At 58.3% G+C, this 13,736-nt stretch carries 15 protein-coding genes; 3 read left to right on the top strand and 12 right to left on the bottom strand.

Features of this window, described 5'->3' with window-relative positions; translation table 11 throughout:
* Window positions 1-16 precede the first annotated feature (16 nt).
* Window positions 17-1,066, bottom strand: coding sequence for a phospholipase A (locus VI26_RS08210; RefSeq protein ID WP_082150953.1), 1,050 nt, complete (start codon window positions 1,064-1,066; stop codon window positions 17-19).
* A 94-nt stretch (window positions 1,067-1,160) separates the two neighbouring features.
* Window positions 1,161-1,424: a 30S ribosomal protein S20 gene (gene rpsT / locus VI26_RS08205; RefSeq protein ID WP_048409254.1), complete on the bottom strand. Its 264-nt coding sequence runs from the start codon at window positions 1,422-1,424 to the stop codon at window positions 1,161-1,163.
* Between the two features lie 126 nt (window positions 1,425-1,550).
* Between rpsT and murJ the strand changes: the two genes are divergently transcribed.
* The 3 genes from murJ to queF are packed head-to-tail and all read left to right on the top strand — an operon-like array spanning window position 1,551 to window position 4,736.
* Complete coding sequence (murJ, locus tag VI26_RS08200; protein WP_048409253.1) at window positions 1,551-3,086, top strand: murein biosynthesis integral membrane protein MurJ; 1,536 nt, start codon at window positions 1,551-1,553, stop codon at window positions 3,084-3,086.
* A 2-nt stretch (window positions 3,087-3,088) separates the two neighbouring features.
* Window positions 3,089-3,856, top strand: a complete 768-nt coding sequence (locus VI26_RS08195) for a CPBP family intramembrane glutamic endopeptidase (protein WP_053074320.1) — start codon at window positions 3,089-3,091, stop codon at window positions 3,854-3,856.
* Window positions 3,857-3,896: 40 nt separating this feature from the next.
* Window positions 3,897-4,736: an NADPH-dependent 7-cyano-7-deazaguanine reductase QueF gene (gene queF, locus VI26_RS08190; protein WP_048409252.1), complete on the top strand. Its 840-nt coding sequence runs from the start codon at window positions 3,897-3,899 to the stop codon at window positions 4,734-4,736.
* Between the two features lie 97 nt (window positions 4,737-4,833).
* Here the strand turns inward: queF and VI26_RS24445 are convergent, their stop codons facing one another.
* From VI26_RS24445 to aroQ, 10 genes are all read right to left on the bottom strand, one after another.
* Entirely contained in the window at window positions 4,834-5,346 is a 513-nt protein-coding gene (locus VI26_RS24445) for a hypothetical protein (protein ID WP_156183806.1), read from the bottom strand.
* Between the two features lie 45 nt (window positions 5,347-5,391).
* A complete protein-coding gene (locus VI26_RS24440; RefSeq protein ID WP_156183805.1) occupies window positions 5,392-5,901 on the bottom strand; it encodes a hypothetical protein in 510 nt (169 codons plus the stop codon).
* Complete coding sequence (locus VI26_RS24435; RefSeq protein ID WP_156183804.1) at window positions 5,892-6,929, bottom strand: hypothetical protein; 1,038 nt, start codon at window positions 6,927-6,929, stop codon at window positions 5,892-5,894. The genes VI26_RS24440 and VI26_RS24435 overlap by 10 nt, the downstream gene beginning before the upstream one ends.
* Before the next feature lie 470 nt (window positions 6,930-7,399).
* Window positions 7,400-7,903: a hypothetical protein gene (locus VI26_RS24425; protein WP_156183803.1), complete on the bottom strand. Its 504-nt coding sequence runs from the start codon at window positions 7,901-7,903 to the stop codon at window positions 7,400-7,402.
* Complete coding sequence (locus tag VI26_RS24420) at window positions 7,894-8,898, bottom strand: hypothetical protein (RefSeq protein ID WP_156183802.1); 1,005 nt, start codon at window positions 8,896-8,898, stop codon at window positions 7,894-7,896. Before VI26_RS24420 ends, VI26_RS24425 begins: the two co-directional genes overlap by 10 nt.
* 261 nt (window positions 8,899-9,159) lie before the next feature.
* The gene (locus VI26_RS08175) at window positions 9,160-10,266 is read right to left on the bottom strand and encodes a DUF3426 domain-containing protein (protein ID WP_048409251.1); all 1,107 of its coding nucleotides are present in this window, start codon (window positions 10,264-10,266) and stop codon (window positions 9,160-9,162) included.
* Window positions 10,263-11,159 carry a 50S ribosomal protein L11 methyltransferase gene (prmA, locus tag VI26_RS08170; protein ID WP_048409250.1) on the bottom strand — a complete coding sequence of 299 codons (897 nt, stop codon included), beginning with the start codon at window positions 11,157-11,159 and terminating at the stop codon, window positions 10,263-10,265. The genes VI26_RS08175 and prmA overlap by 4 nt, the downstream gene beginning before the upstream one ends.
* Window positions 11,159-12,517, bottom strand: a complete 1,359-nt coding sequence (accC, locus tag VI26_RS08165; protein WP_048409249.1) for an acetyl-CoA carboxylase biotin carboxylase subunit — start codon at window positions 12,515-12,517, stop codon at window positions 11,159-11,161. Before accC ends, prmA begins: the two co-directional genes overlap by 1 nt.
* Before the next feature lie 131 nt (window positions 12,518-12,648).
* Window positions 12,649-13,104 (bottom strand): acetyl-CoA carboxylase biotin carboxyl carrier protein, encoded by a 456-nt coding sequence (accB, locus tag VI26_RS08160; protein ID WP_048409248.1) that lies wholly within the window; start codon window positions 13,102-13,104, stop codon window positions 12,649-12,651.
* Between the two features lie 36 nt (window positions 13,105-13,140).
* Window positions 13,141-13,590: a type II 3-dehydroquinate dehydratase gene (aroQ, locus tag VI26_RS08155; protein ID WP_048409323.1), complete on the bottom strand. Its 450-nt coding sequence runs from the start codon at window positions 13,588-13,590 to the stop codon at window positions 13,141-13,143.
* Window positions 13,591-13,736 lie beyond the last annotated feature (146 nt).

Genomic DNA, 13,736 nt, shown 5'->3' with positions numbered 1-13,736 from the left:
GCGTCGCCGGCCGCTCTTATTCCAGCCAGTCGCTCATCGTCAGCCCCACGCCCAGCGCGCGGGTGCGCGCATTGTAATCGATCAGGTTTTCGCCATAACCATCGAAAGCCTGCACATAGCCGCGCAGCTTGCCCTTCAGCGGGAAGCTCCAGTCCAGTTGCAAGCCATGCTTGCCGCTGTCGAAATTCGGCCGCCACAAGGCGCTGAAGGTCTGGCCCCTATATTGGTAGATCGCCTGCAGATCCCCGTGCCCCATGTATTTCATTATGTCCGGATTGTCATCGTTGTCGCCGGACTCCGGCAGCCGCGCCCACCAGCGGCCCTGCAAGGTGAACGGACCATTATCCAGCGCCGCCATCGCGTACACCCGGTTCCAGCTGCGCGATAGGGGATTGGCGCGGCCGTTGGACTGGTGCAGCAGGCCCAGGCCGCCCATGCGCAGCCGGGTATCGCCCCAGGCCCAGGAGGACGGCAGCGGGAAGCTCAGGATCAGCTCCGGCTCGTAATCGGTTTCGCGGAACGGCGCGGAATGCGCCTTGTTGTAAATTTGCCAATGCGACTGCTGGGTATAGGCGAACCACAGGTTCAGCGGGGTATCGAAGATGTCTTCCCACACCTTGGTCTTGAACGACAGCTGGAACTTGGCCTCGGTCTTGTCCAGATCGCCGCCAGGAGTCTGGCTGGGCGGCCGGGTCGGCGACTGCGGCTCATTATTGGGCTTGGCCATCTGCCACACCGGCAGATAGTAATTGGGGCGATACATGCGGAAGCCGAAGGTATCGCCGCGCGAGCGTCCATCCAAGTCCCAGGCCTCGGCCAGCCGGCTGGCCACCGCCACCGTGTCCGGCATTACCCGCTCCGCGCCGCCAGGCGCGGCGGCCAATGGCGGTTCCGGCGCGGGCACAGGCCGCGCCACCTCGGGCAGGCCGGCGGCCAGCCCGTCATAGCAGGCCAGACGCAGCTTGGCGTCCGCCAGGCGGCCGCATTCGGCCAATTGCTGCGGCAGTTCCGCCGCCAGGGTCTGCGCCGCGCACAAGGCCAGCGCCCAAGCCATCCATCCCGACATTGCCACGCCTCCAGCGAGGGAAATCGAAACGCCAGATACACAAAAGGCCCCGCGATGCGGAGCCTTTGCGTATTCTTCAGCGCTGGGCTGTTGATCAGGCCATGGCCTTGATCTGAGCCGACAGACGGCTCTTGTGACGAGCGGCCTTGTTCTTGTGGAACACGCCCTTGTCAGCAATGCGGTCGATCACTTTTTCGGAAGTCTGGAACACTACCTTGGCAGCGGCTTTATCGCCTGCTTCAACTGCCTTGAGCACTTTCTTAACTGCGGTACGGAACGCAGTACGCAGGCTGGCGTTGTGCGCGCGCTGCTTAAGGGCTGTGCGTGCACGCTTGCGAGCTTGTGCGCTGTTAGCCATGAATCTTTCTCCTGATGAGCGGAATCTGAAACCCGCGATTCTAAGCCCTAAACTCAGGTTTTGCAACAATAAACCTGGCGGCGTACACTAGCGGGCTTGCTCAACGCTAGATAAACCACCCGCAACATGAATCTGCTCAAGGCTCTGGCTGCTGTCAGCAGCATGACCATGGTGTCCCGCATCCTGGGCCTGGTCCGCGATACCATCATCGCTCGCGTGTTCGGGGCCGGCATGGCCGCCGACGCCTTCAACGCCGCCTTCAAGATTCCCAACATGCTGCGCCGCCTGTTCGCCGAAGGCGCGTTTTCGCAGGCTTTCGTGCCCATTCTCGGCGAATACAAGAACCAGCGCAGCGAAGAGGAAACCCGCGAATTCATCGCCAAGATCACCGGCGTGCTGGGTTCGGTGCTGCTGCTGGTCACCGCCATCGGCATGCTGGCCGCGCCGCTGATCATGTGGATCTCCGCGCCCGGCTTTTACCGCGAGCCGGCCAAGGCCGCCCTGTTCGCCGACATCCTGCGCGTGTCCTTTCCCTATATCTTCTTCATTTCGCTGTCCTCGATGACCGGCAGCGTGCTCAATAGCTGGGGCAAGTTCTCGATTCCGGCCTTCACGCCCACCTTCCTCAACCTCAGCTTCATCGTGTTCGCGCTGTTCTTCAGCAGCCACTTCGACCCGCCCATCATGGCGCTGGCCTGGGCGGTCTTCGTCGGCGGCCTGGTGCAGCTGGTGTGGCAACTGCCCTTCCTGAAACAGATAGGCATGCTGGCGCGCCCGGTGTTCGCCTTCCGCGACCCGGCGGTCTGGCGCGTGATCAAACAAATGGGGCCGGCCATCTTCGGCGTGTCGGTGGCGCAGATCTCGCTGCTGATCAACTCCACCTTCGCCTCCTTCCTGCCCACCGGCAGCGTGTCCTGGATGTATTACGCTGATCGGCTGATGGAATTCCCCTCCGGCGTGCTGGGCGTGGCGCTGGGCACCATCCTGCTGCCCTCGCTGTCCAAACACGCCGCCACTCGCTCCGACGGCGAATTCAGCGTGCTGCTGGACTGGGGCATCCGCCTGTCGCTGCTGCTGGCGGTGCCAGCCACGGTGGGCCTGGGCCTGTTGTCCGGCCCGCTGCTGGCCACCCTGTTCACTTATGGCAAATTCACCGCCCACGACGCGCTGATGTCGCAGCAGGCGGTGATCGCCTACTCCTTCGGCCTGCTCGGCCTGATCCTGGTCAAGGTGCTGGCGCCCGGCTTCTACGCGCGCCAGGATATCAAGACCCCAGTGCGCATCGCGCTGATCACCTTGTGCCTGACCCAGTTGATGAACCTGACCTTCGTGTTTCCGCTCAAGCACGCCGGCCTGGCGCTGTCCATCGGCCTCGCCTCCTGCCTCAACGCCGGCCTGCTGCTGCGCGCGCTGCTCAAGCGCGGCCTGTACCTGCCCTCCGCCGGCTGGGGCGGCTTCCTGGGCAAGATGGCCGTCGCCATCCTAGCGATGACCGCGGTGCTGCTGGCGCTGCAATGGCTGCTGCCGGTTCACTGGCATGGCCCGGCCTGGCAGCGCGTGTCCTGGCTCAGCCTGCTGGTGGTGGCCGGCGCAATCACCTATTTCGCCGCGCTGTTCGCGCTCGGCTTCCGCCCACGCGACTTCATGCGCCGCGAACGCTGAACATGGCCAGCCAGCCGCGCCCGCCTGTGCTGAGCCCAGCCGACCGCCAGACGGCCGGCGTGCTGCTGGTCAGCTGTCTGAGCCTGACCTTGCTGTACTACCCGGCCAACCGCCACTGGATGCTGGACTGGCTGCAGCAATGGTGGCCGGCGCTGGGCCTGTCCTTCCGCCAACAAGTGGCGCACAACCCGGATACCGACCTCTACCGCGTCGCTTACTGGGCGCTGGCCAGCATCATCAGCTACTGCCTGCTGCCGCTATTGGCCATACGCCTGATCGACCGCCGCCCGCTGAGCGACTTCGGCCTGGCCTGGCCGGACCGCGCCACGCTGAAGGCCGACCTCAAGCTGTTCCCGCTGTTCTACGCCGTGATGCTGCCCTTGGTGTGGTGGGCGTCCGGCCAGCCCGGCTTCTTGAAGATCTACCCCTTCTTCCGCCTCAGCTCCGGCGAAAGCATGTGGCCGCACTGGCTGCTGTGGGAGCTCTTGTATTTCGCCCAATTCGCCGCGCTGGAATTCTTCTTCCGCGGCTATATGGTGCACGGCCTCAAACCACGGCTGGGCGTCTGCGCCATCTTCGTGATGGTGCTGCCCTATTGCATGATCCATTTTGAAAAACCGCTGCTGGAAAGCCTGGCCGCCATCATCGCCGGCGTCGCGCTGGGCGCGCTCAGCTACCGCTACCGCTCCATCTGGCTGGGCATCGCGCTGCATTGCAGCGTGGCGCTGACCATGGATTTGATGGCGCTGTGGCGCAAGGGCCTGCTCTGACGAGAAGGCCGCCGCGGCGGAAACCGATATAATTCAAACCATGAACACACAAGCCATGTCCCCGGAACACTCCCCCCTGGGCAAAACCGTCAGCTATCAGGATCATTACGATCCCAGCCTGCTGTTTCCGATCCCGCGCCAAGTCAAGCGCGATGAAATCGGCGTGGACGCCGCCGCGCTGCCGTTTGCCGGCGTGGACATCTGGACCGGTTTCGAACTGTCCTGGCTCAATGCCCGCGGCAAGCCGCAGGTAGGCATCGCCACCTTCCGCATCCCGGCCGACAGCCCTAGCCTGATCGAATCCAAATCGTTCAAGCTCTATCTGAACAGCTACAACCAGACCCGGATGGCCGGCCTGGACGCGCTGCGCCGCCAACTAGCCGACGACCTGTCCGCCGCCGCCGGCAAGCCGATAGGCGTCGACATCATGCTGCCGCAGCAGTTTGGCGGCGAAACCATCGCCGAACTGGCTGGCGAATGCATCGACGAGCTGGACATCGAGGTGGACAACTACGCGCCCTGCCCGCAGATCCTGCGCGCCGACGCCAGCGACATCGTCAGCGAAACCCTGTGCAGTCATCTGCTGAAATCCAACTGCCTGGTCACCGGCCAGCCGGACTGGGGCAGCGTGCAGATCCGCTACACCGGCCCGCGGCTGGACCGCGAGGCGCTGCTGCGCTACCTGATAGGCTTCCGCCAGCACAATGAATTCCACGAACAATGCGTGGAACGCATCTTCACCGATCTGCTCCGCGCCTGCGCGCCCAGCCGCCTCACCGTCTACGCGCGCTACACCCGCCGCGGCGGGCTGGACATCAACCCCTTCCGCAGCAATTGCGGCGAGATGCCGGTGGGCAATAGCCGTACCGCGCGGCAATAAGATCCTTACTGAGCGGGAAAAGCGAACAGGCCGGCAAATGCCGGCCTGTTTGTTAATGACAACGGTGTGATGCGAACCACCCATTCACAGACAGAATTCATTTAGACCAATCAACTTTATCTAGAAAATAAAAATATACTTCTGGCTTAGCAGGAGCGGGCCTATGTTTCATTAAATAAAAAGCCGCATACCCACGCCCCTTCCCCATTTCAAATGCAGTTCTAAGCATGCACACATAGGATTCATTGCCTTTCGAAAATGCAAGCCAAACCGATCTTGTTGCTGAAAAATCATCACCCGGCCTAATTCGCTTATCAATTGAGAGGTTAATGGCCTGCGAGGCGAGGAACATTTTATTAGCAACTATCAAGTATTGATTATCATTACAAGTAGCTGCCCCATAGGTTTCCCCTTCAAAATTAGCTTCCAATTGATCTTCGCAACCTGCTGAAGGCTTATCAACAAAAGTGCCTTCTATATCCACCTTTTTTATACCATTAGAAACCGCCCCTCTTTGATAGCAACTATTAACTATGTCCACAGATGGATTTGCTATAGCATAGCTTGACCCCATCATTACCACACCAATGGTACATTTAATTAATTGCATCGCCCTGATTTCCTTACCCTTAAACAAACAATATAAGCATTTCAATTATCTTATTTCATCTAAAAAGTAAAAATTCACCTCAGGCTTAACTGATGATGAAGCACGCTTAATAAGATAAAAGGTAGCATAAGCTGCCCCCTTCCCTGTTTCAAAAGCCGGCGTCAACACACAAATATAAGATTGTCTCTCTTTTGTGATATCAAAAAAAACAGTCCCAGCATTTGAAAAGCCGTCACCAGGTTTAACCCGTCCATCAACAGAGTTATTAACTGCTTGCGCTGCCAAAAACTTTTCACTACCTATAATTAGGTATGATTGATCATTACAAGTTACAAAACCATAGCCATATTTTTTACCATCAACAAAAATATCTAGCTGATCTTCACAGCCAAAATCTGGCTTATCTGAAAAAGCCCCATACAACTTGGTCATTTTGATATTATGAGATGCCGGACCCCAGTTATAACAACTTTTTACAACGTCATCAGGTGGAGCCGCCAACACATAGTTAAAGCACACCAATAACACACTGGCCATATATTTTCTCACTTGCATTGCTTCGCCCTTTCTGCCTTTAAATATCGATCATTAACTTTCCAAAAAATGGTATCTCCATAAGCAGCTGTTGAATCATACATATAATCATATGTATCAAATGTCCCTTGCTCCTTTCGTGCTGGTGGTGGCATTACCCCAAAGATATTGTGCTCAGGTTCAACAAAACGGAACCCAACTTTATATCTGTAATGCTTTTCACCCTTTATTTTGAGATCTTTAGATACCCCATCCCAGAAACACCCTCCATTACTGTAATCCACCCCATAGGCCAACGCATTTCTCGCTGCCTCATATGCCTGCGTGTATTTATTAGCATCACTGGCGCACATCAACTCCTTGTAACGCACATTGCCATCGGTAACCGCATAGGCATATCGTGGGTACTTCTTCAGGAACTTTTGCAGCGATCCTCCCTGCTGCCAGGCATCGCGCCTCCTGACCATTGCCGAAGCAATGCCATACATCTCCTCCTTCACTTGCTGCACCGAGCTTTCACCGTACACGATGGCGGCCAGCAGCTTTTCTTGGGTAACGGCATTGATATCCGGCTTGCAAGGTGGCGGGCAGGGTTTGCTGGGAGCGGCCTTGGCCCATGGGGCCAGCATTGCGGTTTCTACGCATTGCTCTGGGTCCAGCCTGCTGCAACTAAGGCCATCCGTGGATAACGTCCACGAAGCGTCCGGGCAGAAGGCTGGGCCCTCCCCAATCCAGCGAGAGTAGTAGTAGATATCAAGAGTCCCGCCGCTAGGCCTATTACATTGAACTTTCTCATATTGATAATTCGGGGTATCGACTTCGTCGAACACAAAAGTGACAACCGGTCCCCAGTTTGGTATCGAGCCACAATGGTTCGCGACCAACTTTTCATATCCAGCCTTGCTGCCACAAGCCTCCCCCGTCATCAGCAAGGTGCCATTGGAGCCACACCTGACAACATCCGCGCGCTGGGCAGGCCTCGTTTCGGCCTTAGCAGTCAAAAATGGTACGCCAGACAACACCAGCGCACAGCTGACACGGTGCAGCATTCCTCACCTCGCATCGCAAGTTATGAGCGCATCCCCGGGACAGATTGTTTTACCAAATTAATTAATTTATTAAATTACAATAAAAGAAATGCGCTGCCGCCTGTCACAAAGGGCAGATCACCAAGTTCCAAGGAGACAAAAAGGCCTGCCAAGCATGGCAGGCCTTTGAAGAAGCAGCCTACTGCCGGAGCGGCCACTAGAGGTAAACAGCGCACTGGCAACCATGCACCTGTACGGAAGAGGTGCTATCTCCATTGGTCGCTAGGGATAGAACCAGTAAAGGCTATACCCCATCGCATGCACCTTGCCCGCATCCAGCCGCATGGTCACCTTGACCTCGCTGTTGGAATTGAAATGGCCAAGTTTGAAGCCATCCACCTTCAAATGCTTATTGAATACAAAGACTCTGCCAATCAGTGCTGGATCACTGCAGTCATCTAGGAAAATAACTAGCTATCACTTTTTAATATTTATTTTATTTCATCTAAAAAATAAAAATCCACTTCTGGCGTAGCCAAATTTGGCTCATGCTTGATAAGATAAAAAGTAGTATAAGCAGCCCCCTTCCCACTTTCATAAGCAGGTGCCGTCACACAAATATAAGACTCCTTCCCTTTCAAAACACTATAGAAACGAGTAGAGCCCGCAGCAAAGGGATAACCAGGGGAAATATTCTTATCTATGGAATGATTAATCGCTTGTGATGAGAGAAAAAATCGATCAGAAACTATTAAATACTGCTGATCATTACAAGTACTATAACCATAGTTTCGACCACCAAATGGTATTTGATATTGGTACTCGCAACCACTATTTGGCTTTAAAACAAAAGCACCGCCATCCAGCCTCGTCAGTCCTATTTCTTTTGCAGCAGGCTCTCCATTACGACAGCTATTAACAACATCAACATATGGAGAGGACCAAGCGCAAGATGACATCACAACCAAACTTAAAAAAACCTTAATCACCTGCATTGTTTTACTCCTTCTGCTGCTATAAAATCAGCATTGTATTTCCAAAAAACAGTACCTCCATATGCCGCAGTGGAGTCATAGGCATAATTGTAATATGAGCCAAGCCCTCCCTTTCTATTTAAACCTACAGGGGAGGCAATGCCATAGATATTATGCTCTTGCATGACAAAGCGAAATCCATCGCTATACCTATAATGCTTTTTCCCTTTGGTCTTAAGATCAGCCCCATCCCAAAAACACCCTCCATTGCTATAATCTACTCCATAGGCCAGAGCATTCCTCGCCGCTTCATATGCCTGCGTGTATTTTTTAGCATCACTGGCGCACATCAACTCCTTGTAACGCACATTGCCATCGGTAACCGCATAGGCATATCGTGGGTACTTCTTCAGGAACTTTTGCAGCGATCCTCCCTGCTGCCAGGCATCGCGCCTCCTGACCATTGCCGAAGCAATGCCGTACATCTCCTCCCTCACTTGCTGCACCGAGCTTTCACCGTACACGATGGCGGCCAGCAGCTTTTCTTGGGTAACGGCATTGATATCGGGCTTGCAAGGCGGCGGGCAGGGTTTGCCGGGAGCGGCCTTGGCCCATGGGGCCAGCATTGCTGTTTCCACGCATTGCTCCGGGTCTGGTCGGCTGCAGCTGCGCCCATTCTCAGACAAGGTCCAGGAAGCATCCGGGCAGGCCGGCAATACGCAGCTATGGATGCTGGGCATATAGCCCGCGCCAGGAGGGCACTCCGCCGAAGTCATCAGCGACAAGGCCATATAGTCAGGCAAATTGGGTTGCCGGCAGCGGTCCGGTGGTAGAAAGGTGGTATTGAAGTTGGCGCAAGCGCCTTGTTGAGTATCGGATCGCTTATCCCAGTTGATCCCAGGAGGGTAAACCACGTATACGGTTTTCGCCGGCGTCACCAGCGGCAGCGTTTCAGCTTTCACAGCTAAAAATGGCATGCCTGACAACACCAGCGCACAGCTGACACGGTACAGCATTCCTCACCTCGCATCGCAAGTTATGAGCGCATCCCCGGGACAGATTGTTTTACCAAATTAATTAATTTATTAAATTACAATAAAAGAAATGCGCTGCCGCCTGTCACAAAGGGCAGATCACCAAGTTCCAAGGAGACAAAAAGGCCTGCCAAGCATGGCAGGCCTTTGAAGAAGCAGCCTACTGCCGGAGCGGCCACTAGAGGTAAACAGCGCACTGGCAACCATGCACCTGTACGGGAAAGGTGCTATCTCTATTGATCGCTAGGGATAGAACCAATAAAGGCTATACCCCATCGCATGCACCTTGCCGGCATCCAGCCGCATGGTGACCTTGACCTCGCTATTGGAATTGAAATGGCCAAGCTTGAAATCATCGGCCTTCAAATACTCCTTGGGCGCGAACACCTTGCGGATCAGCACCTGGTCGTCGGAGTCCTTCAGCGTCACTTCCAGCATCGGGTAGGCCTGGGAGTAAGTGGCGTGGTTTTTCAGCGTGGCGGATAGCTGGATCAGGTTGGGATAGTCCGGCACGAAGGCGAGCTCGGACCATTCGGTGCGCACGCGAGCGATATCGGTGGGCCAAGGCACCGCGCAACCCATGCCCACGCACAAGGCCTCCAGCGTCGGACGCAATTCCGGCACTTCGGCCGCGATGCGGGTGCGGTTGAAGTAGACCAGCTGGCCGGCCAACACCAGCACGCCAAACACGGAAACCAGTACCGCCAGCGCCGTCAGCAGCGGGTTGCGCCGGCGCGGCGCATCCTCATCCGCTTCCGGCTCCTGCGCCGCGCTGGGCGCCGGTTTCCACTCCGGTTCCGGTTCGCGGCGCTCGAACGGCCGTTCCGGCTCGATGACGGCGGCCGGCGCTTCCGGTTCGGCTTGCGGCTCGGCGCGGCGACGGTTGCCGAACACTTCCGGCGTCGGCTCTTCCAGCAGGGCTTCTTCCGCGCCGAAAGGATTGCCCAGCGGCGCGCTGACATGGCGGTTCTGCATCGCCTCGGCCAGCGCGCGCTGGAATTCCTCGACATCGGCGCGCGCGGCCGGCGTTTCTTCCTGCGCCGGCAGCGGCGGCGGCATCAGCAACTCGTCCGGCGGCGGGGCTTCCGCGCCGGCGCCCGGATCGAAATCCGGCACTTCCAGTTCGAAATCGTCCAGCGCCTCGCTCGCTTGGGCGGGCGGCTGAACAGGCGGAGGCGCCGCGGCGCGCGGAGGCTCCGGCGGCGGCGCGTCCGCCACCACGAAATACTCGGTGGCGTTGAACACGTGCGAACAGCGCCCGCAGCGCACCAAACCATTGGCGGCCGCTAACTGGGCGTCATTGACCTTGAAGCGAGTCTGGCAACTGGGGCACTGTGTCGTATATGTCATACCGTGGGGCGTCGGATTCCTGTCAGTCTGGTCCATCCTTCGTCGAACACCGGAGCGTCCATCTGGAACCACTGTTCATAGATGGCGGACAGCTCTTCGGCCTGTTCGGCGAGAATGCCTGAAAGCACGATTCTACCACCGGTTTTGACATGGCTAGCCAGCAACTGGCCCAGCATGCGCAGCGGATTGGCCAGGATATTGGCCAGCACCACGTCGTAAACCGCTTCCGGGTTCTGGTCCGGCAGGCAGAAATCGGCCTTCACCTGGTTCTGCTCGGCATTGTCATGGCTGGCGCGCACCGCTTGCGGATCGATGTCCACGCCCAGCGCGGAGGCCGCGCCCAACTTCAGCGCGGCGATGGCGAGGATGCCGGAACCGCAGCCGTAGTCCAGCACGCTTTCGCCGCCCTGCAGTTGGGCATCCAGCCATTGCAGGCACAAGCGGGTGGTGGGGTGGCTGCCGGTGCCGAAGGCCAGGCCCGGGTCCAGTTGCAGATTGACCGCGTTGGGCGCCGGCGGCTCGTGCCAGGTCGGCGTGATCCACAGACGGTCGGAAATGCGGATAGGGTCGAACTGCGACTGGGTCAAACGCACCCAGTCCTGCTCCTCCACCCGCTCCACGCTATAGCCCGGCAGCGTCAGCTCGCAGGCGGTGGCGGCGGCGGCGATCAGCAGCGCCACGTCGGCCGCTTCATCAAACAGGGTGATGATGCGGCTGCGGCTCCACAGCTTGTCCACCGGCTCGCCGGGTTCGCCGAAGATGGGCTCTTCGCGCTCGGTGCCGGCAAACGCGTCCTCGATCGCCGTGGACAGCGCGCCGGCGTCCATCAGCGCGTCGGCCAGACGCTCGGCTACGGTTGACTCGGCGTCAATGGTGGCTTGCAGCCATGCCATCAGGCTTCCCCTTTTTTCTGTTCGGCCAAGCGGTGCTCCAGGTAGTGAATGCTGGTGCCGCCGCGCTGGAAGGCCGAATCCAGGAACAATTGCTGGTGCAGCGGGATATTGGTCTTGATGCCGGAAATCGAGATCTCCGACAGCGCCACCCGCATCCGCGCCATCGCCTGGTCGCGGGTATCGCCATAGGCGATCAGCTTGCCCACCATGGAATCGTAGTGCGAAGGCACGGTGTAGCCCTGGTAAATATGCGAGTCGATGCGGATGCCCGGGCCGCCGGCCGGGTGGTAGCTTTCGATCTTGCCCGGCGACGGCACGAAGGTGAACGGATCTTCGGCGTTGATCCGGCATTCCATCGCATGGCCGCGCAGCACCACGTCCTTCTGTTTGTAGCGCAGCTTTTCGCCGGCGGCGATGCGGATCTGCTCCTGCACGATGTCGATGCCGGTGATCATCTCGGTCACCGGGTGCTCAACCTGCACGCGGGTGTTCATCTCGATGAAGTAGAACTCGCCGCGCTCGAACAGGAATTCAAAAGTGCCGGCGCCGCGGTAGCCGATGCGACGGCAGGCTTCGGCGCAGGCCTCGCCTATCTTCTGGCGCTGCTTGTCGGTGATGCCGGGAGCTGGCGCTTCCTCGATGATCTTCTGGTGGCGGCGCTGCATCGAGCAGTCGCGCTCGCCCAGGTAGATGGCGTTGCCGTATTCGTCGGCCAGGATCTGGATTTCGATGTGGCGCGGCTCTTCCAGGAATTTTTCCATGTAGACGGTGGGATTGCCGAACGCCGCGCCGGCTTCGGTGCGGGTCATCTGCACCGAGTTGATCAGCGCGCCCTCGGTATGCACCACGCGCATGCCGCGACCGCCACCGCCGCCTGCGGCCTTGATGATCACCGGGAAACCGATCTTCTTGGCGATCTTGACGATCTCGGCCGGATCATCCGGCAAGGCGCCGTCGGAACCGGGCACGCAAGGCACGCCGGCCGCGATCATCGCGTTCTTGGCCGACACCTTGTCGCCCATCTGGCGGATGGTGTCCGGGCGCGGGCCGATGAACACGAAGCCGGACTGCTCCACGCGCTCGGCGAAGTCGGCGTTTTCCGACAGGAAGCCGTAACCCGGGTGGATGGCCTGGGAATCGGTGACCTCGGCGGCGGCGATCAGCGCCGGCACATTGAGGTAGCTCTTGCCGCTGGGCGCCGGTCCGATGCAGACCGACTCGTCGGCCAGCTTGACGTACTTGGCTTCGCGGTCGGCCTCGGAATGCACCACCACGGTCTTGATGCCCATTTCGCGGCAGGCGCGCTGGATGCGCAGGGCGATTTCACCCCGGTTGGCAATCAGAATTTTTTCAAACATGGAATTCTCCGCTGGCGGGCTCCGCGGCCGGCCTTGTCGCCGGCGCGGCCGGAGCCGCCAATGCTGTCTTGGCAAACAACAAGGGCACAGACGCTGCGCCGTGCCCTGTTGCTAAGCCTGTCGTTTGGCGCTTACTCGATGATGAACAGCGGCTCGCCGAATTCCACCGGTTGGCCGTCCTCGACCAGGATGGCCTTGACCACGCCGGAGCGGTCGGCTTCGATCTCGTTCATCAGCTTCATCGCTTCGATGATGCACAAGGTATCGCCGGCGTTCACGCTCTGGCCCACCTCGATGAAGCTCTTGGCGCCCGGGCTCGGCGAACGATAGAAGGTGCCCACCATCGGCGACTTCATCGCGTTCTTGTCATTGCTGACCGGCGCGGCGGCCTCGGCGGCCGGAGCGGCCACGGCGGCGGCTTGGGCGTTGGGCACTTGCAGAGCGGTCATCGGTTGAGCGTAGGCCATCTGCGGCGCGGCGGATACGCGGGTGATGCGGACTTTTTCTTCCCCCTCGGTCACTTCGAGTTCGGCAATGCCGGATTCCTCGACGAGATCGATCAGCTTCTTGAGTTTACGGAGATCCATTGATAATCCTTCGAGTGGGATATTCGGTAGAGTGGGTCAGGCCTGCGCGGCAAGACGCCGGATGGCGTGCGCAAGCGCCAGTTCATAGCCGTGGGCGCCGAGTCCGCAGATCACGCCGACCGCGAGGTCGGAGAAATACGAATGCTGACGGAACGGTTCGCGGGCATGAACGTTGGAAAGGTGGACTTCTATAAACGGCAGCTTCACCGCCGCCAGCGCATCGCGCAAGGCGACGCTGGTATGGGTGAAAGCCGCCGGATTGATCAGAATGAAAGCGGTGCCGTCATTCAGGCACTGCTGCACGCGATCTATCAGTACATACTCGGCGTTGCTCTGCAACGCGGACAACTCAAACCCCGCGGCGCTAGCCTGCTGTTCCAGCCGCTGGTTGATATCGTCAAGCGTTTCCCGGCCGTAGTGCTGCGGCTCCCGCTGTCCCAGCAGGTTGAGGTTGGGGCCATGCAACACAAGGATTTTTCCGGTCAAAGCCTGCTCCTGTTTATCATCTTGGGCGCGAGTTTGCCGCAATTCGCTGCAAGATGTCTAGCTTTTGCGTCATTTCAAACAGTCGTTTGGATGCAAAACGGCGACACGACTCGAGTCAAAGCACTAGTATCCACGGGCGTTTTTCC

Origin of the sequence: Chromobacterium sp. LK1, assembly GCF_001043555.1 — a bacterium.
Lineage (GTDB): Bacteria > Pseudomonadota > Gammaproteobacteria > Burkholderiales > Chromobacteriaceae > Chromobacterium > Chromobacterium aquaticum.
The sequence above is the reverse complement of the archived record's forward strand: the minus strand, read 5'-3'. Positions and strand labels throughout refer to the sequence as shown.